The organism is Telluria sp. ZB2R32, assembly GCF_059685715.1.
Map to the genome: position 1 here is coordinate 290,218 of NZ_JCASIG010000001.1, position 22,616 is coordinate 312,833.

Sequence of the window (22,616 nt, forward strand, 5' to 3'; positions counted from 1 at the left end):
ACTCCGCGCCCACGCGCATGCGGCCGATGCGCAACCGGTTCGTCGCCGGCGCGCCATCAGCGCATGCGCCCTTACCGCTTGATCGCCGGGATCGCCGCCGGCTTCCACGCCTTGACCGGCTGCTCCTGCATTTTCTTCTGCAGCAGTTCGATCGCCACTTCCAGCTGGCGGTCGCGCCCGGCGAAGGTTTCGTGCGGCAGGTTGTCCACCTCGACGTCGGGCGTGACGCCCACACCTTCGATCAGCCACTCGCCATCGCTCGAGAACTGGCCGTTTTCGGCGACGCGCGCCATGCCGTTGTCGAGCAGGCCGTTGCCGTCGCTGAGCCAGACGCCGGCGCCGGCGCTGCGCTTGCCGACCAGGGGCCCCAGCTTCAGCGCCTTGACGCCGGCGGCGAAGGTCTCGCCGTCCGAATAAGTCAACTCGTCCATCAGCACTACCAGGTGGCCGCGGAAGGTGTTCTGCATGTTCGAGTAGGGCTGCTGGCCGTTCGAGGCCCAGAACGACCACGAGCGGCGCAGCAGCTTTTCGATGATCCAGCTGTCGATGTTGCCGCCGCTATTGCGGCGCACGTCGATGACCAGGCCTTCCTTGTTGATGTTGGCGTAGAAGTCGCGCGCAAAGGCATTGATGTCGCGCGCCACCATCGCGCGCAGGTGCAGGTAGCCGATCTTGCCTTTCGAGGCGGCCTCGGTCTGCTGCGCCCTCCCCTGTTCCCAGTCGGCATAGCGCAGGCTGGTATGGGTCGCCATCGAGACCGGCGTGACGATCAGCGCACGCGGCTTGCCGCCGGCGGGCTTCACGTTGAGCAGCACCTGCTTGCCGGCGGTGTCGAGCAACAGGTCGGCGATGTCGCGCGCCTCGAGCAGCGATTTGCCGTTCACCGCCGTGATGATGTCGCCCTCCTTGACGTTGACGTCGGGCGCGGCCAGCGGCCCCGCTTCCGATGGCAGCTCCGGTTCGCTGCGGTAGACGCGGTCGACCCGGTAACCTTCCGCGACGCGCGTCAGCACGGCGCCCAGGCTGGCCGGGGTGCCTTCGGCGGCGGCGCGGCGCACGTCGCCCGGACGGATCTGCGAGTGCAGCGCGCCGACCTCGCCCACCATCATGCCGAGCACGTCGTCGAGTTCCGCGCGGTCGGTGACGCGCTCGACCAGCGGCGCGTAACGCGTGCGCGCGGCATTCCAGTCGATGCCGCGCATGCGCGCGTCGTACAGAAAATCGCGGTGCATGCGCCAGGCATCGTTGAACATCTGCTTCCATTCCAGGCGCGGGTTCGAGGTCACCGCCCAGTCGTCGATCTTGACCTTGGCCTTGGACAGGTCGGCCGGCGCCTTCGGGCCGGCGTCGACGATCAGCATGTCGCCCGGCGTGCCCTTGGCCCAGGTGCGATAGAAGACGTGCTTGCGGTCGAGCGAGAGGCCGAACTCGCGCACGTTGGCGGCAAAGGTTTCCGGCTGCGGTGCGCTACGCGCGATCGCCAGGGTTTTCAGGGTGCCCTTGGCGGCTTCGTCATCGCCGGCTTCGAGCAGGTAGAGACGCTTGTCGTCGACCGCCAGCGCGCGGTAGTTGCCCGGTGCGACCGGCACTTGATAAAGGCGCTCGCGCAGGCCGGCGTAAGCGATCGCCGGTGTCGGCGGCGGCGGCTGCTTCGGCTTGTCGGCGCCGGCCGCGGCGACCGCCGCAGCGGCGGCGACCGCTACGCTCTTGTCGCCGCTGGTGTCGTCGCTGCCGGGCGCCTTGATAGCCGCCCTGGCCGCCGCTTCGGGCGACTTTTCTTCCGGTTTGGTCAGCTCGTCCTCGGGCTTGAACGGAAAACGTACGTCCGCTTGCAGCGCCAGCGCATACACGCCGACGCGCTTGTCGAATACCGGCCCCATGTTACGGTCGCTCCAGACCGAGACGTTACCGACGTTGAAGTGGCGCGCCGAGAGGAAGTACAGCCATTTGCCGTCCGGGGAAAAGGCCGGCGAACTGGCTTCGTAGCGGTCGGTCGTGACAAAGGCGAGCTGCTTGCCGGCGAGGTTGAACATGCCGATCTGGTCGCGCCGTTCGCGGCTGCCGACGCGCACGAACGCCAGGTTGCGGCTGTCGGGCGACCAGACCACCTGGTCGGACGGATCGTGGCCTTCGAGGCCGGCGTCGTCGATGACGACATTGGCTTTCGTGGCCAGGTCGAGCAGCCAGGTGCGGCCCTTCTTGTCGGTGTGCGCCAGCCAGCGGCCGTCGGGCGACGGGTACAGGTTGCGGCGATGGCTGGCCCCGTCATGGGTCAGGCGCTCGCCGTGGCCGGAGCCATCGGCGGCGTAGCGCCAGATCTCGTTCTCGCCGCTGGTGTCGACCACGGCATACACCCATTTGTCGTCGTGGCTGAACACGGCGCCGCGGGCACGCGCACCTTCCGGCACCGCGATCTCGACGCGGCGCCCGCTGCCGGTGCCGGCGATGGTGACGCGTCCGCGCGCGGTCAGCACGATGCGTTCAAGCTTGCCGGCCACGTCGATGCTGCTCAAGGCCTCGAGCGGCGACTTCACGCGGCGCATGCGCTGCTGGTCGAAGTCCGACACCAGGCTCGCTTTCAGGAGGGTGTCGGCGCCGCGGGCGATGTCGAACAGGCGCAGGTCGGCGCCCAGTTGGTAGGCGATGCGGCCGTCGCCGAGCGAGGCGCTACGCACGTCCCATTCGGTGTGCCTGGTCAGCTGGCGGCGGTCGCTGCCGTCGGGATTGGCCGTCCACAGGTTGTCGGCGCCGCTGGCGTCGCTGATGAAGTACAGGCGCCCCGCATGCCACATCGCGCGCCGGTTGTTGGCCGTGTCACCCTTGAACAGCGGCATGGCTTCGTTTTTCGCCGCCAGGTCGAAGCGCCACAGCTGGGCATGGGCGCCGCCGCGGTAGGACTTGACGTTATCGTTGGTCATGGACAGGCCCATGCGCGTGAAATACACGGTGCGCCCGGCATCGTCGAGCACGGCGTCGTTGGCGTCGGCCAGCGGCAGCACGCGGCGCGTCAGCTTCACCGGGTCGAGCAACGCCACCACGCGGTGCTTGGCCGGCCCGGTCGAATTCTCGGTACTGACCAGTACCTCGCCCTGCGCGGTCCAGCCCAGCACCGTGACGCCGCCATTTTCGAAGGTGATCCGCTTCGGCAAGCCACCTTCGAGCGGCATTACATAGGCTTCCTGCGCGCCTTCGTAGGAGGCCGCAAAGGCGACGAACTTGCCGTCGTGCGAAATCGCCGCGTGGGTTTCGGCGGACGGATGGGTGGTCAGGCGCGTGGCCTTGCCGCCGGCGCCCGTGGTGCGCCAGAGGTCGCCCTCGGCGGTGAACACGATCGTATCGCCGCGCACGGCGGGAAAGCGGAAATACGGATCGGCGGCGCTGGCCTGCGTGCCGATGAGGGCAAGGGACAGCGCGAGGATGGTGCGGAAAACGGTCATGGTCACGACGGCAGAGTTTGCTAGGGAGCATGAGTTTGCCATAGCGCGCAGCCGGGTTGGCGTGCATACATGTAAATAAAGGGAGTACAAGGCGAGGTGTGCGGCAGGACGTAGGGTGGGCGGGTTTCCCGCCCACCCTACGGGTCTGTGCTCTGTTCCTGGTATTGGAGGTGACGACGGCACGCCACCTACGGCAGACGAAAAAAAAACCGCGCACAGGGCGCGGTTTTTGTGGAGAGCCGAGGCTTACTCGATCTCGACCGTCTCGGCTGGCGCCGGCGGCGGCAGCGCGTCCCCTTCCGGGAACTCGAGCGTGACGTCGTCCTTTTCGTTCAGGTCGACCGTGACGCGTCCACCATTGACCAGGCGTCCAAAGAGCAGCTCGTCGGCCAGGGCTTTCCTGATCATGTCCTGGATCAGGCGCGACATCGGACGTGCGCCCATCTGCGGATCGAACCCTTTCGCGCCGAGGAACTTGCGCAGCTTCTCGGTAAAGATGGCTTCGACCTTCTTCTCGTGCAGCTGTTCTTCCAGCTGCATCAGGAACTTGTCCACGACGCGCAGGATGATTTCCTCGTCCAGCGCGCGGAAGCTGATGGTCGCGTCCAGGCGGTTGCGGAACTCCGGCGTGAACATGCGCTTGATGTCGGCCATCTCGTCGCCTGCCGCCTTCGAATCCACGAAGCCCACCGAGCGCTTGGTCAGGCTTTCGGCGCCCGCATTGGTGGTCATGATGATGATCACGTTGCGGAAGTCGGCCTTGCGTCCGTTGTTGTCGGTCAGCGTGCCATGGTCCATCACCTGCAGCAGGATGTTGAAAATGTCCGGGTGGGCCTTTTCAATCTCGTCGAGCAGCAGCACCGCGTGCGGCTTCTTGGTGATGGCCTCGGTCAGCAGACCACCCTGGTCGAAGCCGACATAGCCCGGCGGCGCACCGATCAGGCGCGACACGGCGTGCCGCTCCATGTACTCCGACATGTCGAAGCGGATCAGCTCGATGCCGAGGATGAACGCCAACTGCTTGGCCACCTCGGTCTTGCCGACACCGGTCGGACCGGAGAACAGGAAGGAACCGATCGGCTTGTCCTGCTTGCCGAGACCCGCACGCGCCATCTTGATGGCCGAGGCCAGCGCGTCGATCGCAGGATCCTGGCCGAAGACGACGTTGCGCAGATCGCGGTCGATCGTCTGCAGCTTGCTGCGGTCGTCCTGGTTGACCGTTTGCGGGGGAATCCGCGCGATTTTCGCGATGATTTCCTCGATCTCGGTCTTGCCGATGGTTTTCTTCTGCTTCGACTTCGGCAGGATACGCTGGGCCGCGCCCGCTTCGTCGATGACGTCGATCGCCTTGTCAGGCAGGTGACGGTCGTTGATGAAGCGCGCCGCCAGTTCCGCCGCGGTCGACAGCGCCGACGACGAATACTTGACGCCGTGGTGTTCTTCGAAGCGCGACTTCAGGCCACGCAGGATCTGCACGGTCTGCTCGACCGATGGCTCGTTGACGTCGACCTTCTGGAAGCGGCGGCTCAGGGCATGGTCCTTCTCGAACACGCCGCGGAATTCCGTGAACGTGGTCGCGCCGATGCACTTGAGCTGGCCGTTCGCCAGGGCCGGTTTCAGCAGGTTCGATGCGTCGAGCGTGCCGCCCGATGCGGAACCGGCGCCGATGATCGTGTGGATCTCGTCGATGAACAGGATGCCGTTCGGCGTGTCCTTGAGTTGCTTGAGGACGGCCTTCAGGCGCTGCTCGAAATCGCCGCGGTACTTGGTGCCGGCCAGCAGCGCACCCATGTCGAGCGAGAACACGACGGCATTCTGCAGGATCTCGGGCACGTCTTCCTGGACGATGCGCCATGCCAGGCCTTCCGCGATCGCGGTCTTGCCGACACCAGCCTCACCGACCAGCAGCGGGTTGTTCTTGCGGCGGCGGCACAGGATCTGGATCACGCGGTCGACTTCTTCCTCGCGCCCGATCAGGGGATCGATCTTGCCGTCGGCAGCCGCCTTGTTCAGGTTCTGGGTGAACTGGTCGAGCGGGCTTTCTTTCGTCGCCCCTTCGACCTGCGCTTCTTCCACGCCTTCCGACGCTTTCTGGCTATCGATCTGCTGGTCCTTGCGCACGCCGTGCGAAATGAAATTGACGACGTCGAGACGCGTCACGCCCTGCTGGTGCAGGTAGTAGACGGCGTGCGAATCCTTCTCGCCGAAGATCGCCACCAGCACGTTCGCGCCGGTGACTTCCTTCTTGCCGTTCGAGGCCGACTGGACGTGCATGATCGCGCGCTGGATCACGCGCTGGAATCCGAGCGTCGGCTGGGTGTCGACCTCGCCCGTGCCGGGCACGGTCGGGGTGTTGTCACCGATGAAATTGGTCAGGGTCTTGCGCAGGTCGTCGATATTGACCGCGCACGCACGCAGGACTTCCGCGGCCGAGGGATTATCGAGGAGCGCAAGCAGCAGGTGCTCCACGGTAATGAACTCGTGCCGTGCCTGTCGAGCTTCGACAAAGGCCATGTGTAGGGATACTTCAAGTTCCTGCGCAATCATACTTCCTCCATCACGCACTGCAGGGGATGCCCCGCCTTGCGCGCATGCGTTAAGACAAACTCCACTTTGGTACACGCTATATCTTTGGAAAACACGCCGCACACCCCTTTACCATGGCGGTGCACGGAAAGCATGATCTGCGTCGCCGTCTCGCGATCCTTGTTGAAGTACTCCTGAATGATTGCTACAACAAATTCCATCGGTGTGTAGTCATCATTCAGCAACGCCACCTGATACAGGGGCGGTGGTTTTACGACTTGCCGCTCCAGCAGCTGTTCGGTATCGTGCTTGGTTGCCATGGGCGTATTCTAAAGCGTTCCAGGATGATGCAAAGCGAAAACGTCATTCAATGCGTTCATTCGATGCGGCCAGATCGATGCAGTCAGATCAACGCGACCGGCTCACTTCGACTCGCCTTCATCTTACTTGTTTTCCGTTGAAAGCGCAGATGGCGCTCCGTTTGCAGAAATCAAGAGCCGGCTTTGACCCCATGTGCATGGCGTATGGAAAAATTAACGACAGTCTCATCAAAGGGCTTGACTTCAAAACTTAGTGCATTAACAATGCAACTATTGACATGTACTTATGTACTTGTTGATAAGAAGTGAGCAGGCTGAGGAGGGGGCAAGAAGCTTCTTGCTTTTATGGCTCGTGTGATTTGTTTATATTTGAAAGTTCTTTATGGCAACTGGTACTGTTAAGTGGTTCAATGATTCCAAAGGCTTTGGCTTCATCACTCCAGATGACGGCGGCGAGGATCTGTTCGCGCATTTCTCCGCAATCAACATGAACGGTTTTAAGACCCTCAAAGAAGGTCAGAAAGTCCAATTCGAAGTCACGCAAGGCCCTAAAGGCAAGCAAGCTTCCAACATCCAGGGCATGTAATTCCGCCCTCGGAAGCGAGAAACCCCGCCAAGCGCGGGGTTTTTTTTCGTCCGTGCTCCATCATGCATAAAAAGCCCGCCTCGTCTGGAAGCGGGCTCCATCGCCGCAAGCAGGTTATTGCATCTGCTCGATCATGACCTCGCCGAAGCCCGAACACGACACTTGCGTCGCGCCTTCCATCAGGCGCGCGAAATCGTAGGTGACGCGCTTGGAGGCAATCGCCTTTTCCATCGAGGAGATGATCAGGTCCGCCGCCTCGGTCCAGCCCATATGGCGCAGCATCATTTCCGCCGACAGGATGAGCGAGCCCGGATTCACGTAATCCTTGCCCGCATACTTGGGCGCGGTGCCGTGGGTGGCCTCGAACATGGCCACCGAATCCGACATGTTGGCGCCCGGCGCGATGCCGATGCCGCCGACCTGGGCCGCCAGGGCGTCGGAGACGTAATCGCCGTTCAGGTTCAGGGTGGCGATCACGCTGTATTCGGCGGGACGCAGCAGGATCTGCTGCAGGAAGGCGTCGGCGATCGAATCCTTGATGATGATGTCGCGCCCGCTCTTCGGGTTCTTGAAACGGCACCATGGACCGCCGTCGATCAATTCGGCGCCGAAATCCTTTTGCGCCAGCGCATACGCCCAATCGCGAAACCCCCCTTCGGTGTATTTCATGATGTTGCCCTTGTGGACAATCGTCACCGAAGGCTTGTCGTTGTCGATCGCGTACTGGATCGCCTTGCGCACCAGGCGCTCGGTGCCTTCGCGCGAGACCGGCTTGATGCCGATGCCCGAGCTGTCCGGGAAGCGGATCTTGTTGACGCCCATTTCCTGCGTCAGGAAGGCGATGATTTTCTTCACGCCTTCCGAATCGGCCGCCCATTCGATGCCGGCGTAGATGTCTTCCGAGTTCTCGCGGAAGATGACCATGTCGGTCTTTTCCGGCTGCTTCAGCGGCGAAGGCACGCCCTTGAAGTAGCGCACCGGGCGCAGGCAGACGTAGAGGTCGAGTTCCTGGCGCAGCGCGACGTTGAGCGAACGGATGCCGCCGCCCACCGGCGTCGTCAGCGGACCCTTGATCGAGACCACGTAATCCTTTACCGCTTCGAGCGTTTCGGGCGGCAGCCAGACGTCGGGACCATAGATGGCGGTCGACTTTTCGCCGGCAAAGATTTCCATCCAGCTGATCTTGCGCGCGCCGCCGTAGGCCCTGGCCACCGCCGCATCGACCACTTTGAGCATCACCGGGGTAATATCGAGGCCGGTGCCGTCGCCTTCGATATACGGGATGATCGGGTTGTCCGGGACCGTCAGCGAGCAATCGGGATTGACCGTGATCTTCTGGCCTTCGGCCGGTACGTTGATATGTTGGTACATCGTGTTCTCCCAGGTGGCCGCAAGAGGCTCTGCATTACAATAGCGACGAATTCGCCAGTCCTCTATAAGACATAAGATGGCGACTTGCATTATGCACCAGTATTTTGCCAGATGCCATGCCTTGGCGCCCGCGCTCTTACCCGCCCTCTCCTTTTGTTCCAGACATTATTCATGCCGCTTATTCTCTTCAATAAACCGTTCCAGGTGCTGTGCCAGTTTTCGCCGCAGGAAGGAAGGGAGTCGCTTGCCGATTACCTGACCATTCCCGGCATCTACCCCGCAGGCCGGCTCGATGCCGACAGCGAAGGCCTGATGCTGCTGACCGACGACGGCGCCCTGCAGCACAAGATCGCCCACCCGGATCACAAGGAAGCGAAAACCTACCTGGTGCAGGTCGACGGCGTACCCGATGCGGCAGCGCTGGCGCGCCTGCAGGCGCCGATCGACCTGGGCGATTTTGTGACCAAACCTTGCCGCGCGGTGCGCATTGCCGAACCCGAATGGCTATGGCCGCGCAACCCGCCGATCCGCACGCGCCAGGACAAGCCGACCGGCTGGATCGCGATCACGCTGGAAGAAGGAAAGAACCGGCAAGTGCGGCGCATGACGGCGGCCGTCGGTTTGCCGACGCTGCGGCTGGTGCGCAGCAGTATCGGGCCATTTTCGCTGCAGACGCATCCGTTGATGCCGGGCGAGTTCGTCGAAGTGCCGGTCGCGGCTTTGCGAAGCGCCAAGCGCTGACCCTACGTCCCAAGCACCAACGTATCGATCGAACATAAAAAACCCCGCCGGGCTATTCGCCGGGCGGGGTTTTACTCCTCGCTAAGCCTGCTTACGCGCCCAGCGACTCCAGCGCCGCATTGAACGTCGCGCTCGGACGCATCACCGCTTTCACCTTCGCATCGTCGGCCTTGTAGTAGCCGCCGATATCGACCGGCTTGCCCTGCACTTCGAGCAATTCGGCGACGATCCTGGCTTCGTTCTCGGCCAGGTTCTTGGCCAGCGGCGCGAAGTAAGCCGCCAGTTCCGCGTCTTCCGTCTGCGCGGCCAGTTCCTGCGCCCAGTACAGCGACAGGTAGAACTGGCTGCCGCGGTTGTCGAGCTCGCCGGTCTTCGGCGATGGCGACTTGCGGTTGTCGAGCAGTTTGCCGGTCGCGGCGTCGAGCGTTTTCGCCAGCACCTTGGCCTTGTTGCTGCCGGTCTTGATACCGAGGTCTTCCAGCGACACGGCCAGGGCCAGGAACTCGCCGAGCGAATCCCAGCGCAGGTGATTTTCTTCCACCAGCTGCTGCACGTGCTTTGGAGCCGAACCGCCGGCGCCGGTTTCGTACATGCCGCCGCCTGCCATCAGCGGAACGATCGACAGCATCTTGGCGCTGGTGCCGAGTTCCATGATCGGGAACAGGTCGGTCAGGTAGTCGCGCAGGATGTTGCCGGTCACCGAGATGGTGTCCAGGCCGCGCTTGACGCGTTCCAGCGTGTAGCGCATCGCGCGCACTTGCGACATGATCTGGATGTCCAGGCCGCTCGTGTCGTGGTCCTTCAGGTAGGTCTTGACCTTCTTGATCAGTTCGTTCTCGTGCGGACGGTACGGGTCTAGCCAGAACACGGCCGGCATGCCCGAGTTGCGCGCGCGCGTCACGGCCAGCTTGACCCAGTCGCGGATCGGCGCGTCCTTCACCTGGCACATGCGCCAGATGTCGCCCTGCTCGACGTTCTGGCTCATCAGCACCTCACCCGTTGCCAGGTCGGTGATGTTGGCGACGCCGTCTTCCTGGATTTCGAAGGTCTTGTCGTGCGAACCGTATTCCTCGGCCTGCTGGGCCATCAGGCCGACGTTCGGTACCGTGCCCATGGTCTTCGGATCGAAGGCGCCATGCCATTTGCAGAAGTTGATGATCTCCTGGTAGATGCGGGCGAAGGTCGATTCCGGGATGACGGCCTTGACTTCCTTCAGGCGGCCGTTGGCGTCGTACATCTTGCCGCCGGCGCGGATCATCGCAGGCATCGACGCGTCGACGATGACGTCGTTCGGCGAATGGAAGTTGGTGATGCCCTTGGCCGAGTCGACCATGGCCAGCGCCGGACGGTGTTCCTGGCAGGCGTGCAGGTCGCGCTCGACTTCTTCCCGCTGCGAGGCCGGCAGGGTGGCGATCTTGTTGTACAGGTCGGCCATGCCGTTGTTGACGTTGATGCCGAGGCTGTCGAACAATGCGGCGTGCTTTTCGAACGCTTCCTTGTAGAACATGCGCACGCAGTGGCCGAAGACGATCGGGTGCGAGACCTTCATCATCGTCGCTTTCACGTGCAGCGAGAACAGGATGCCGGTTTCCTTGGCATCGTTGATCTGCTGTTCGTAGAAGTCCAGCAGCGCCTTGCGGCTCATGAACATCGAATCGACGATCTCGCCATCCTGCAGCGCGACCTTCGGCTTCAGGACGATGGTCTGGCCCGATTTGGTGATCAGTTCCATCTTGACGTCACGCGCGCCCTGCACCGTCATCGACTTTTCGCCGTGGTAGAAGTCGCCGTGGGTCATGTGCGAGACGTGGGTGCGCGAAGCCGGCGACCATGGCTGCATCGAGTGCGGGTTCTTGCGGGCGTACTCTTTGACGGCGCGTGGGGCGCGGCGGTCCGAGTTACCTTCACGCAGCACCGGGTTCACGGCGGAACCGATGCACTTGTTGTAGCGTGCCTTGATGGCTTTTTCTTCGTCGGTCTTGGCGTCGGCCGGATAGTCGGGCAGGTTGTAGCCCTTTTCCTGCAATTCCTTGATGGCGGCGGCCAGCTGGCCGACCGAGGCGCTGATGTTCGGCAGCTTGATGATGTTCGCATCCGGCTCGAGCGTCTTCTTGCCCAGCTCGGCCAGGGCGTCCGGGACGCGCTGTTCCGGCGTCAAGGCTTCCGGGAAGGCGGCCAGGATACGGGCCGCGACCGAGATGTCGCTCGCGACGACATCGATGCCGGCGGCCTTGGTAAAGGTGCTGACGACAGGCAGGAAGGCGTGGGTCGCCAGCAGCGGCGCCTCGTCGGTCAGGGTGTAGATGATGGTCGGATTACTGCTCATGAGCTTTTTCCTCGGTTCTCGCGAACGTTTCGCGATGGTTCAACTTGTTGTAAGTAACGCTTGTCTTCGCTCGCGCTGAACGTGTACGACGGCGACTTTCCGCGCGCCCCGCCCTTCATGCTACTCCACCTGCCGGGGAAGGGGAATCGGGACGGAAGGCCGTCCGCCGATGCACTGCCGGCAAGCTCGTTGGCAGCAGGTCTTCTATAAGACATAAGACGAGCGTTTCACATTATGCACCAGTATTTTACTGTGCGCTACAGCTTTGATGACCGCCGGTAGCCTGCACGGCAGCGCGGCGCGGGCCGGCGCTCGAACGCGCTAGGATAGCGGCACGCCCGATCCGCCGATGTTTTGCGCCGATCCCTTCCGCCGATGTACCCCGCCAGGAGCCGCCAATGACCGTACGCCAGCTTGACGCCTTCATCATTCCCGGACAGCGCTCGCTCGGCTGGGCCGGCTACCTGCTCGGCTTCGGCCTGGGCGGCTTCTTCGACGGCATCCTGCTGCACCAGATCCTGCAATGGCACCACCTGCTGTCGCTGGTCACGCGCCCGCCCTTCCAGGACATCCGCGTGCAGATCATGGCCGATGGCTTCTTCCACCTGCTGATGTATGTGGTGGCGCTGGCCGGCCTGTGGAAGCTGTGGAAGGGGCGCCACCATGTGGGCGGCGGCGGCGAGCGCCTGCTGCTGGCGAATGCGGCGCTGGGGTTCGGCATCTGGCACATCGTCGACGGCATCCTGTCGCACTGGGTGCTCGGCATCCACCGCATCCGGCTCGACGCCGACAACGTGCTGTTCTGGGATCTGCTGTGGTTCGTGGTGTTCGGCGTCGCCTTTGTCGTGCTTGGCTGGTGGTTGCGCCGCAACGCTGACACGACGGGTGGCGGGCGGCGCGGCGCCGCGGCGCTGGTGCTGGCCGTGCTGGTCGGCGGACCGGTCGCGGCCCTGCCGCCGCCGGACGTGAGCACGACCATGGTGTTCTTCAAGCCCGGCACGGCGCCGAGCCAGGTCTTCGCCGGCATCGAGGCGGTCGACGGGCGCATCCTGTGGTCCTCGCCCGCGGGCGACGTGTGGGCGCTCGACATCCAGGACCGCAGCCGCACCGGCCTGCTCTACCGGCACGGGGCCTGGGTGGTCAGCAATTCGATGCTGGCGGTCGGATGCCTGGCGTGGACGTCGGCCCGCAGTTCGTAAGGTGGGCACTGGTGCCCACGCGGTCGTGCGCATGCATGCCGCACCATTCGATGCGATGGCGCGTGTGATTCGACCGTGATCCCGCGTGGGCACGCGTGCCCACCCTACGAACCCCAACCCACAAGCGGAAAAACCCGCCGGGACCGGAGTCGGGCGGGTTCTTCTTCCACTGTACTGCCAGCGCGGCCGGAGCCGCGCGCCGTCCGCTGATTAAGCCGACAGGGCTTTCAGGGCAGCAGCCAGGCGGCTCTTGTGGCGAGCAGCCTTGTTCTTGTGGATGATCTTCTTGTCGGCAATGCTGTCGATGGTCGAGACCGACGACTGGAAGATGGTGGTTGCAGCAGCTTTGTCGCCTGCCTGGATGGCTTTGCGGACGGCCTTGATGGCGGTACGCAGGGTCGAACGCTGCGAGCTGTTGTGTGCGTTTTGCTTAACTGCTTGACGAGCGCGTTTGCGCGCTTGTGCGGTATTTGCCATGGAATTTCCTAAATCGGGGTCAAGTTGCGTTTGCAAACATTAGCGAGTCAAACTGGCCCATTCCAGTGCCTGCCAAAACATTGTGTCTGCTAACAGAATTCAGTACAGCCCACGATTATAGCGATACAACCCTATCCTGGCAAACCATTCTTGATTCTTGTTGCCTGATCGGCGCCGCGCGGGGTGTTGCCCAGCTATAATCTCGCCCCATGAATCTGCTCAAGACCCTCGCTGCCATTTCCAGCATGACCATGGTGTCGCGCGTGACCGGCCTGCTGCGCGAAAGCCTGTTCGCCACCGCCTTCGGCGCTTCGAACTTCACCGACGCCTTCAACATCGCCTTCCGCCTGCCGAACCTGCTGCGCCGCCTGTTTGCCGAAGGCGCGTTTTCGCAGGCCTTCGTGCCGATCATTACCGAGTACAAGACCAAACACGGCCAGGAAGCGACCAAGACCCTGGTCGACCACGTGGCCACGGTGCTGATCTGGGCCACCCTGCTGGTGAGCGTGGCCGGCATCCTGGCCGCGCCGGTACTCATCTACCTGATCGGCGGCGGCCTGCAGCGCGAACCGGCCGCCTTCGACGCCGCCGTCGTCATGACGCGCATGATGTTCCCGTACATCGCCTGCATGGCCTTCGTGGCGCTCTCCAGCGGCATCCTCAACACCTGGCGCCAGTTCAAGATCCCGGCCATCACACCGGTGCTGCTGAACCTGTCGTTCATCTTCGCCGCCGTGGTGCTGTCCGATTATTTCGCGCAGCCGATCTATGCGATGGCCGTCGGCGTCTGCATCGGCGGCGTGCTGCAGGTCGCCCTGCAGATCCCTTCGCTCCTGAAAATCGGCATGCTGCCGCGCCTGGCGGTCAATCCGCTGGTCGGCCTGCGCGACGCCGGCGTGCACCGCATGCTCGGCAAGATGGGGCCGGCCGTGTTTGCGGTGGCCGCCGCCCAGATCAGCCTCCTGATCAACACCACCATCGCCGCTTCCCTGGCGGCGGGCGCCGTCTCGGCCCTGCAGTATGCCGACCGCCTGATGGAATTGCCGACCGCCCTGCTCGGCGTGGCCCTCGGCACCATCCTGCTGCCCGGCCTGGCCAAGGCGAATACCGAAGGCGACACCGCCGAATATTCCTCGCTGCTGGACTGGGGCCTGCGCCTGACCTTCCTGCTCGCCATTCCGGCCGGGGTGGGTCTGGCGACCCTGGCCGAGCCGATGATCGCCACCCTGTTCCACTACGGCGCCTTCGACAACCAGGACGTGATCGCCTCGTCGCTGCCCCTGATGGCCTACAGCGCCGGCCTGCTCGGCTTCATCCTGGTGAAAACGCTGGCGCCGGCCTTTTTCGCGCGCCAGGACGTGCGCACGCCGGTGCGCATCGCCGTCGGCGTGCTGGTGGTCACGCAGCTGTTGAACCTGGTCTTCGTGCCGCTGCTGGGCGTGGCCGGCCTGGCGCTGTCGATCGGCGTGGGCGCCTGCATCAACGCCGCCATGCTCTACACCGGCCTGCGCAAGCGCCGCATCTACCTGCCGCAACCGGGCTGGGTCGGTTTCTTCCTGAAGGTGGTGGCGGCGGCGGCGGTGATGGGGACGGTGGCGTGGTTCGGCCAGGCGCAGTTCGACTGGATCGGCCTGCGCGCGCAACCCTTCCTGCGCGCCGGCGCCCTGCTGGCCATCATTACTGTCAGCGCGATCAGCTATTTCGGCGTGCTGGGCGTACTCGGCTTCCGCCCGCGCGACTTCAAGCGCCGCGCCAAATAATCACACGCCGGACTGGGTCGCCGGCGCTGGTTCAACCGGCGCCGGCGTTTCCGCCGGCGGCTCCTCGGCCTTCTCGCCCTCTTCCGGCTCCTCGGGCTCCGGCGTCTCCGGCGACGGCGGCGGCACCACTTCGCGCAGCACCGCCTGCCCCTCGACCGGCGCCGCGACGGGCGCAGTCGGCTCGGGCGGCGGCGGGAACATCGTCACCGGCGCCTGTTCGCCTGCTGGCTGCGCCGCGCCCGGCGCCTGCCCATTGTTCGGCCCCTGCATGTTGGCGGTGAAGCGCCACTCGGACAGGTGCTGGCGGTTGTCGAAATTGACGAAGCGCGCTTCGAAATTGGCGATCTTCAGCGGCCTGGCCTGCGACAGGCTGTAGACCGCGGTGATCGGCCCGCCTTCGGCCGCGCGCACCAGTCCCCACTCGGCGCGGCCGGTGACCGGGTCGACGAAGATGCGGCGCAGGTGGCGGCGCGGCGTCGGGAAGCGCGGGTCGCGCAGCAAGGCCTCGAGCGTGGCCGGCTGCTGCGGCTGGCCCGGCGGCGTGGCCTGCGCATAGCTGGCCAGCGCCGCGCTGAACTCGGCGCCGATGGCAAGCAACTCGTTTTCCGCCTCGGCGCGCGCCAGCAGTGCGCCCACCTTCAATGTGGCCGCGCCCACCATGCCGATGATGGTCACGAAGACAACCATGCCGACATAGGTGAAGCCGGCCTCATGTGAAAATGAGCGCCGCGGGCGCGCGTGCATTGAAATCATCGGCGCTACCAGTCGGCGTAGGCCTTGCCGCCGCGGTCGTTGCCCGGCGCCCCGCTGCGCAGGTCGTAGACGCCGCCCAGCGCGCCGTCTTCCGGCGGGATCACGGTCCAGCTGTCGGTGCGCTCGGTGAGCGGATCGAGCGGCAGCGCGCGCAGGTATTTTTTCTCGACCAGCTGTTCGAGCGAATCGGGATAGCGCCCGGTATCGCTGTAATACTGGCCGATGATGTCGCGCGTGTTGCGCAGGTTCTCGGCCAGGATCGTCTCCTTCGACTTGTCGATGCTCGGGAAGAAGCGCGGCACGGCCAGCGTCAGCAGCAAGGCGATAATGCCGAGCACGACCAGCAGCTCGATCAACGTAAACCCGCGGCTGCGGGCGGGGACAGAAGTCATGCTCACCACCGGTTGTACGGCACGCCGTTCAGGCCGGGCCGGGTCGAAGTCGAATATACGTCGTACACGTCGTCGCCTTCGCGCGGCTCGGCCGCTTCGCTGGCGTAGCTGCGCTTGCCCCAGGTCTCGGCATCGGACAGCGACGGATCGGGATTGAAGGGATCGCGCGGCAGGCGCCGCATGAAGAAGATCTTGGTGCGCTTCGGGCTGCGCAGGTCCGGCACCCCTTCCACCAGCAGTTCCAGCCTGGGCGGATAGCCGGTGGCCCCGACCGCGCGCTTGATGCGCCCTTCGTCGTAGGCCTTTTTATAGGCGTCGATCCCCTGGCGCAGTTCGCGCAGGTCGCGCCGCAGCTCCTGCTCCTGCTTGCGCTGGGCAGTCACCTGCGCCACCGGCAGCACGAGCGTGCCGAGCAGCGCCAGGATCGCCAGCGTCACCAGCAGTTCGATCAGCGTAAAGCCGCGGACGACGCGATGCACCTTACTGGCCCTGGTTCTGTGGCACACCCTGCGGCGCCGGGACCGGCGTGACCACCACGCCAGTCGGTGCCGGCGTCACCAGCACGCCCACCGGCGCGGCCGGCGCAGGCGCCGTCAACGACGGCGTAACCGGCAGCGCCGACGACGGCAGGCTCTGGCCCGGGGCTGGTGCCGCGGTACCTGCAGCCGGCTGCGCCGCGGGCGCCTGGCCCGGCAGCGCCGCCGGCGTGCGCAGTGCGGCACTGCTCACCTGGATCGGCTGCGCGTCCGGACGGCGCCGGAAGTTCGCTTCGGTACCGGCGCTGAATTCCGAGGTCGCCGCCGGCGGACGCTGCACCGTGCGCACCAGGTGCGGCGTGATCGACAGCACGATCTCGGTTTTATCGAGCGTATCGTTGGTGCGGCCGAACAGGCGCCCCACGATCGGCAGGTTGCCCAGGCCCGGCACCTTGTTGCCGCTGCTGCGGTCTTCGTTGTTGATCAGGCCGGCCAGCACCTGGTTTTCGCCATCCTTCAACTGCAGCATGGTATTGGCCGAGCGGGTGCCGATGCGGTACGCCACCGAGCCCGAATTGGTGCGCAAGGTATCGACCACGTTGCTCACTTCGAGCGCGATACGGATCGCCACTTCGTTGTTCAGATAGATGGTCGGCTCGACGTTCAGCGTCAGGCCGACGTCGACATAGGTCACGCTCTCGGTGGCGAAATTGCCGACGCCGCCGGTGGACACGGTGGCCGAGATGTTCGGCACCTTGTCGCCGATGACGACCTTGGCCTTTTCCTTGTTGCGCACGCGGATGCGCGGATTGGCCAGCGTGTTCGAGTCGCCGTCGGTGCGGTTCGCAGTCAGGCTGGCGGTGGCGCCGGTCACGCCGATCCTGCTGCTCGAGAGCGCGCGCAGCGTGTCGATCGTCAGCGGCGTGCCGTTGGCGGCCTGCAGCGGCGCGAAGCCGAGCGTCGTCGGCCAGGCCACGCCCAGTTCGGTGACGCTGCTGCGCTTGATCTCGAGGATCTCGACGTCGAGCATCACTTCCGGCTCGGCCACGTCCTGCAGGGCCACCAGCCGGGTCGCCAGGCGGATCGCTTCGGGACTGTCGCGCACGATCACCAGGTTCAGCTTTTCGTCGATCACGACGTCGCGCGACTTGACGATGGTTTTCAGCGTGTTGCCGATGTTCTTGGCGTCGGCATTCGCAAGATAAAAGGTCTTGACCGTCTGTTCTTGGTATTCGCGCAGCTTGGCGGCGGTGTTCGGATAGATCATCACCGTGTTGCCGTCCATGACCTGCTGTTCGAGCTGGTTGCTCATCAACAGGAAGTAGATGGCGGCTTCGACGTTACTGTTCTTCAGGAAGATCGAGGTGCGGGCATCGGTCTTGACGTCCTTGTCGAACACGAAGTTCAGGCCCGAACGCATGGCGATCACTTCGAAGACCTGTTTGATGGCCACGTCGCGGAATTCGATGCTGATCGGGGTGCGATAGGCGGCGGCCAGGCCGCCTTGCGCCGGCTTGGCCGCCGCTTCGTCGATCTTCGCCACCAGCAGGCGCGCCGGCTCGTAGTCCGGACGTTCGGTCAGGATCGCCGCGGCATGGCGGCGCGCCGTTTCCAGGTCCTTTTGCTCGAAGGCCTCGTTGGCGGCGGCCATCAGCCGCACGTGGCGGCCGTCGGCTTCGACCTGGATCAGGCCGGCGCGCGCGAGCTCGTTGGCGGGATCGAAGGCGAGCACACGGCGGTAATCCTCGGCCGCCTGCGCCGCCTGGCCGGCCGCCATGCGCCGCTGCGCACTGTCGAGCAGGCGGGTGGCGGCGCGGTCGCGCGCGTTGAGCAGGCCGGCGCGGAAGGCGGCATTGCCGGGGTCGGCGGCGACGGCTTCGCGGTATTTGGCGAGGCCGGCTTCGACCTGGTCTTGCGCGACCAGTTCCTGGCCCGCGCGGAAAGCGGCATGGCCGGCGCAGCCGGACAGCGACAACGCAAGCAGCGATGCGGCGAGTGCACGCGGCATGCGCCGCAGCATGCCATTCGGATGACTAGCCATCAGTCGAATGCTCCAATATTAAGCTGTTGAACCTGGTTCAAGGGCAGATAGGTAAGGGTCAGGAAGGGTGGCGCAATCGCGTCGACCCGGTAAGTGCCGTCGATGACGGTCTTCGGTTTCACGACATAGGTCTTGCCGGCCCGCGCCAGGTAGACTTCCCAGGCGCCGTTTTCGAGCGCCTTGCCGAGCAGCGTGAACGGCAGCGGCGGCGCAGTCGGGGGCGGTGGCGGCGGCGCGGCCTGCTGTGGCGGCGGCGGTGGCGGCGGCGGGGTCCAGTCGCGGCTGGCGAAGACGTCGCCGGCCCCATCGCCCTGCCCGACCAGCGCCTGGCGCGGCAGCAGGCGCAGGATGTGCGGCGCGGGCTTGGCGCCGGCTGCCTGCGCGCGCGCGGATTCGGGCGCAGATTCGAGCGCGGCCTGCGGCGGCAGCACCGCCGGGGCTTGCGCACGTGCGGCCAGCTGCGGATCGGCAGGTACGGTACGGGCCACCGGCTCGGCCACCTCGCCCTCCGGACTGTTGTCGCCAAAGGCGACCAGCGCGGCCGCGCCCACCAGGGCGGCGCCCATGATCATGTGGCGCGTCTTCACGATCCCTCTCCCGGACGGTCGAGCAGGTAGAGGGTGATGCGCAGGCGCGCTTCCACTTCGGCCTCGCCAATCGCGTCGCGCTTGAAGCTGATCTCGTCGAGGGCCGCGAACGGAATCGCGCGCAGCGCGCCCAGTGCGAACTGCCAGATGGCGTTGTAGCTGCCCTTCACCGGCAAGGTCACCTGGTAAGTATGCAGGCGCGCATTGCGCTCGAACGCGGCCTTGTACTCGCCCTGGCGCAGCACCAGGCCCGATTTCGCGGCCAGCGCGAACAGGGTTTTCACCTGCCGCTCGGCATGGCGGCGGTCGCCCAGCGCGGCATTGAACAGCGCCAGGTGGTATTCGTCGGTGGCGGGTTCTGCCTGCACTGGCGCGGCGGTTGCCGCGGCCGGCAGCGCGGCCTGGCGCCGGGCCAGCACGCGCCCCTCCTCGACCAGTTCGCGCGCCGGCAGCAGCCAGGCCAGCGCCGCGGCCGCGCCGATGCACAGCACCAGGGCGCCAAGGGCGACCGGATTGGCCGCCGCCAGCGCGATGCGCAGGCGCAGCCAGATGGCGGCGAAGGCATGACGCTTCATGGCTGTCTCCATTGGGCATCGAACTGGAAGCGGATCGGCCGGTTCGGATCCTGTTCATTGATTTCGTGGCGCGTCAGGGCCACGCCGGCAAACCATTCCTGGTCGGCCACGCGTTCGACATAGGCCAGCATGTCGTCGCTGCTGCGCGCTTCGGCGGTGATGCGCAGCACGCGCCGCCTGGCGTCCGGCTCCACCGCCAGCAGCGCCACCGAGGCCGGCGTGGCTGCACGGATCGCATCGTGCAGGCCGCCCCACGGCAGGTTCAGTTGCAGGATCGCGGCATTGATGGCGGCGGCCTGCGCCGGGCTGGCCACCGGCACATTGGCGGCCAGCTGCACCGCCGACGGCGCCCGTACCTGCGCAATGCGGGCGCTACGCGCGGCCAGCTCGGCCTCGAAGGCGCGCTCCTCCGCCAGGTAGGCATTGGCGTGGTAGGCCGCCGGGATGCACAGGCACAGGCCGGCGCCCAGCAGCAGCCAGGCGGGGCGCGGCGTGTGGAACAGCGTGCGGCGCAGGCTCGGCGCCGCGAAATCGATACGTACTTTTTTCATATTCCGTTCCCGCTGGCCGCCAGGCGCGCCGCATCGGACCATTCGGGTTCCGGCACGCTCCCCAGCAGCATGCAGCTTGGTGCGGCCCAGGCACGCGGCGCGGCGCCACAGACCTGCACCAGGGCGGGTTCCGCCACACCGGTCAACAAGGCTTCGCGCGCGACGTGGGCGGCGAACCAGGCGCCGTCGGCGCCGGGCGGCACCATCGCCGTGCGCACGGCGGCGAAGGCGCCCTTGTCGAACACGGCCAGCGTCAGCACCGCGCCATGCACCACGCCAAACCAGGCGCCCGCGCGGCGCGCCTTGCGCCAGCCGTTCAGGGCGGCGACGAACTGCGGCACGATCCCGACCAGGTGGAGGCGTTCCTCGATTGCGACCTGCTGCAGGCCGGCCAGCAAGGACGCGGGCAGCGCCGCGGCCAGGAAGGCGCGGTCGGCGTCCCAGTCGGCGCTGATGCGCCAGCCGGCCGCCGGCGCGCCGAACAGCGACTGGAAACGCAGCGCGGCGGCCGCCTCGAGGTCGGCCATGCGGCTGGCACTCGCCGGCGGCGCCACTTGCCACAGGCGCGCCCAATCGTCGGCCAGCACGATCGTCGCCGTGCGACCGGCCGCGGACGCGTCGGCCAGCAGGCGGCGCAAGCCATTGCCGAGGCCCGCACTGCCCTCGGCCGGGTCGAAACGGGCTTCGGCCAGCAGGCGCAGGGCCGGACGGCGCGTCAAGCCACCGCTGGCCTGGATAAGCGCCAGGCTGTCGGCGCCGACACCGATGCGCAGCGTTTGCCGCAGTTGGAATAAGCGGCGTTCAAGCATGCAGGGTCACCCGTTTGATTTCGTCGAGGGTGGTGGCGCCGCGCCGCACCAGGTCGAGCGCGGCCAGGCGCAGGCTGCGCGTGCCGTTGGCGTGCGCGGCGGCCTTGATCTGGCGGATCGGACGCTTGTCGACGATCAGCTCGCGGATCTCGTCGTTGAGCGTCAGGATCTCGGCGATCGAGCGGCGGCCGCGGTAACCGGTGCCGCGGCAATCGCCGCAGCCCTTGCCGCGCATGAAGACGTAGTCGCCCACTTCCGCGCGTTCGAGGTGCACGCCCTCGAGTTCGGCATCGGTCGGCGTGTACTGCGCCGCGCAGTGCGGGCAGTTGGTGCGGATCAGGCGCTGGGCCCAGATGCCGTTCAGGGCCGACACGAAGGCATACGGATCGATGCCCATGTGGGTGAAGCGGCCGAACACGTCGAACACGTTGTTGGCGTGAACGGTGGTCAGCACCAGGTGGCCGGTCAGCGCCGACTGCACCGCGATTTCCGCCGTCTCGCGGTCGCGGATCTCGCCGACCATGATTTTATCGGGGTCGTGGCGCAGGATCGAACGCAAGCCCTTGGCGAAGGTCAGGCCCTTCTTTTCGTTGACCGGGATCTGCAGGATGCCGGGCAGCTGGTATTCGACCGGGTCTTCGATGGTGATGATCTTTTCGCGCCCGTTGTGGATTTCGGTCAGCGCCGCATACAGGGTCGTGGTCTTGCCCGAACCGGTCGGGCCGGTCACCAGCAGCATGCCGTAGGCTTCCTGCGCCAGCGTGCGCAGCGTCACCAGCGAAGGCGCATCGAAGCCGAGTGCTTCCAGCGTCAGCGAGCCGTAGGCTTCGATCATCGCGCGTTTATCCAGAATACGGATCACCGCGTCTTCGCCGTGAATGCTCGGCATGATCGACACGCGCAGGTCGATCTCGCGCCCGCCGGCCTCGACCCGGAAGCTGCCGTCCTGCGGCACGCGCCGTTCGGCGATGTCGAGTTCGGCCAGCACTTTCAGGCGCGAGATGATCTGCTCGGCCGTCTCGATGCCGCCGACCGAGGTCGCGTGATCGAGCACGCCGTCGATACGGTATTTCACCGCCAGGCCGCCGGCCGTGCTTTCCAGGTGGATGTCCGAGGCCCCGGCTTTCAGCGCGTCGTACAGCGTCGAGTTGACCAGCTTGACGGCGGGGCTGGCGCCTTCGGAGACCGAGGCGAACGACAGCACGGCGGCGGTCTTGCCGTCGCGCCGGGTTTCGCTGGCGCCGGGCGCCAGGGTGTCGACGGCGCGCGCCGATTCTTCCTGCTTCGACAGGTAAGCCTGGATGTCGGATTGCAGCGCCAGGCGCAGGTTCAGCGGCGCCGCGGCGCTGGCGCGCGCGCAGGTCGCCAGCCAGGTCTGCAGGTCGAGGTCGAACGGGTCGGGCAGCACGCCGGTCAGGCGGCCGTCGGCGCCGCGCAGCAGCACGCAGTGGCGCGCCAGGGCCGAGGCCAGCGGCAGCAGGTCGAAGGCCGGCGCCTGGCCCAGCATCTCGGCCGTTTCCATCACCGACAAACCGAACGGCCGCGCCAGCGCGCGCACGATCTGGCGCGGCTCCAGGCCGCTGGCCGCTTCCAGCTCGGCCACCAGCGGGCGGTGCGAGGCGCGGCTGGCGGCGCGGGCGCGCGCCAGCACGCCGGCGTCGATGCTGGCCTGGGGCGAGTCTTCGATGG

General features: G+C 65.7%; 19 protein-coding genes. 4 read left to right on the top strand and 15 right to left on the bottom strand.

Annotation, left to right across the window (positions count from 1 at the left end; all coding sequences use genetic code 11):
* Positions 1-71: 71 nt before the first annotated feature.
* From AC56LG_RS01270 to clpS, 3 genes are all read right to left on the bottom strand, one after another.
* Complete coding sequence (locus AC56LG_RS01270) at positions 72-3,437, bottom strand: S41 family peptidase (protein ID WP_497165006.1); 3,366 nt, start codon at positions 3,435-3,437, stop codon at positions 72-74.
* A 246-nt stretch (positions 3,438-3,683) separates the two neighbouring features.
* Positions 3,684-5,984, bottom strand: coding sequence for an ATP-dependent Clp protease ATP-binding subunit ClpA (gene clpA / locus AC56LG_RS01275; protein ID WP_497164328.1), 2,301 nt, complete (start codon positions 5,982-5,984; stop codon positions 3,684-3,686).
* Entirely contained in the window at positions 5,981-6,283 is a 303-nt protein-coding gene (gene clpS, locus AC56LG_RS01280) for an ATP-dependent Clp protease adapter ClpS (RefSeq protein WP_056339252.1), read from the bottom strand. The genes clpA and clpS overlap by 4 nt, the downstream gene beginning before the upstream one ends.
* Before the next feature lie 382 nt (positions 6,284-6,665).
* On the opposite strand from clpS, the gene cspE reads away from it, so the two are divergent.
* A complete protein-coding gene (gene cspE, locus AC56LG_RS01285; RefSeq protein WP_020653506.1) occupies positions 6,666-6,869 on the top strand; it encodes a transcription antiterminator/RNA stability regulator CspE in 204 nt (67 codons plus the stop codon).
* Between the two features lie 114 nt (positions 6,870-6,983).
* On the opposite strand, the gene icd is transcribed toward cspE, so the two are convergent.
* Positions 6,984-8,240: an NADP-dependent isocitrate dehydrogenase gene (gene icd / locus AC56LG_RS01290; RefSeq protein ID WP_497164329.1), complete on the bottom strand. Its 1,257-nt coding sequence runs from the start codon at positions 8,238-8,240 to the stop codon at positions 6,984-6,986.
* A 171-nt stretch (positions 8,241-8,411) separates the two neighbouring features.
* On the opposite strand from icd, the gene AC56LG_RS01295 reads away from it, so the two are divergent.
* Positions 8,412-8,981, top strand: a complete 570-nt coding sequence (locus AC56LG_RS01295) for a pseudouridine synthase (protein WP_497164330.1) — start codon at positions 8,412-8,414, stop codon at positions 8,979-8,981.
* A gap of 91 nt (positions 8,982-9,072) precedes the next feature.
* On the opposite strand, the gene AC56LG_RS01300 is transcribed toward AC56LG_RS01295, so the two are convergent.
* Complete coding sequence (locus AC56LG_RS01300; protein WP_497164331.1) at positions 9,073-11,307, bottom strand: NADP-dependent isocitrate dehydrogenase; 2,235 nt, start codon at positions 11,305-11,307, stop codon at positions 9,073-9,075.
* Between the two features lie 398 nt (positions 11,308-11,705).
* Here AC56LG_RS01300 and AC56LG_RS01305 point away from each other — a divergent pair, with 398 nt between their 5' ends.
* Complete coding sequence (locus AC56LG_RS01305) at positions 11,706-12,506, top strand: DUF2243 domain-containing protein (RefSeq protein WP_497164332.1); 801 nt, start codon at positions 11,706-11,708, stop codon at positions 12,504-12,506.
* 210 nt (positions 12,507-12,716) lie between these two features.
* Here AC56LG_RS01305 and rpsT read toward each other — a convergent pair whose 3' ends face one another.
* Entirely contained in the window at positions 12,717-12,983 is a 267-nt protein-coding gene (gene rpsT / locus AC56LG_RS01310; RefSeq protein ID WP_110846758.1) for a 30S ribosomal protein S20, read from the bottom strand.
* A 209-nt stretch (positions 12,984-13,192) separates the two neighbouring features.
* Here rpsT and murJ point away from each other — a divergent pair, with 209 nt between their 5' ends.
* Positions 13,193-14,743 (top strand): murein biosynthesis integral membrane protein MurJ, encoded by a 1,551-nt coding sequence (murJ, locus tag AC56LG_RS01315; RefSeq protein ID WP_497164333.1) that lies wholly within the window; start codon positions 13,193-13,195, stop codon positions 14,741-14,743.
* Here the strand turns inward: murJ and AC56LG_RS01320 are convergent, their stop codons facing one another.
* From AC56LG_RS01320 to AC56LG_RS01360, 9 genes are read right to left on the bottom strand one after another with little or no spacing between them, the layout of a single operon-like run.
* The gene (locus AC56LG_RS01320) at positions 14,744-15,496 is read right to left on the bottom strand and encodes a type II secretion system protein (RefSeq protein ID WP_497164334.1); all 753 of its coding nucleotides are present in this window, start codon (positions 15,494-15,496) and stop codon (positions 14,744-14,746) included.
* A 5-nt stretch (positions 15,497-15,501) separates the two neighbouring features.
* Positions 15,502-15,888, bottom strand: a complete 387-nt coding sequence (locus AC56LG_RS01325; RefSeq protein WP_497164335.1) for a type II secretion system protein — start codon at positions 15,886-15,888, stop codon at positions 15,502-15,504.
* 2 nt (positions 15,889-15,890) lie between these two features.
* Positions 15,891-16,367, bottom strand: coding sequence for a type II secretion system protein (locus tag AC56LG_RS01330; protein ID WP_497164336.1), 477 nt, complete (start codon positions 16,365-16,367; stop codon positions 15,891-15,893).
* Position 16,368: 1 nt separating this feature from the next.
* The gene (locus tag AC56LG_RS01335; RefSeq protein ID WP_497164337.1) at positions 16,369-18,405 is read right to left on the bottom strand and encodes a secretin GspD/PilQ domain-containing protein; all 2,037 of its coding nucleotides are present in this window, start codon (positions 18,403-18,405) and stop codon (positions 16,369-16,371) included.
* Positions 18,405-18,992 carry a hypothetical protein gene (locus AC56LG_RS01340; protein ID WP_497164338.1) on the bottom strand — a complete coding sequence of 196 codons (588 nt, stop codon included), beginning with the start codon at positions 18,990-18,992 and terminating at the stop codon, positions 18,405-18,407. The genes AC56LG_RS01335 and AC56LG_RS01340 overlap by 1 nt, the downstream gene beginning before the upstream one ends.
* Positions 18,989-19,567 (bottom strand): hypothetical protein, encoded by a 579-nt coding sequence (locus AC56LG_RS01345; RefSeq protein ID WP_497164339.1) that lies wholly within the window; start codon positions 19,565-19,567, stop codon positions 18,989-18,991. Before AC56LG_RS01345 ends, AC56LG_RS01340 begins: the two co-directional genes overlap by 4 nt.
* Positions 19,564-20,118, bottom strand: coding sequence for a hypothetical protein (locus AC56LG_RS01350; RefSeq protein ID WP_497164340.1), 555 nt, complete (start codon positions 20,116-20,118; stop codon positions 19,564-19,566). Before AC56LG_RS01350 ends, AC56LG_RS01345 begins: the two co-directional genes overlap by 4 nt.
* The gene (locus AC56LG_RS01355) at positions 20,115-20,927 is read right to left on the bottom strand and encodes a hypothetical protein (RefSeq protein ID WP_497164341.1); all 813 of its coding nucleotides are present in this window, start codon (positions 20,925-20,927) and stop codon (positions 20,115-20,117) included. Before AC56LG_RS01355 ends, AC56LG_RS01350 begins: the two co-directional genes overlap by 4 nt.
* On the bottom strand, positions 20,920-22,578 hold the full coding sequence (locus tag AC56LG_RS01360; RefSeq protein ID WP_497164342.1) for a GspE/PulE family protein: 1,659 nt from the start codon (positions 22,576-22,578) through the stop codon (positions 20,920-20,922). The genes AC56LG_RS01355 and AC56LG_RS01360 overlap by 8 nt, the downstream gene beginning before the upstream one ends.
* Between the last annotated feature and the right edge of the window lie 38 nt (positions 22,579-22,616).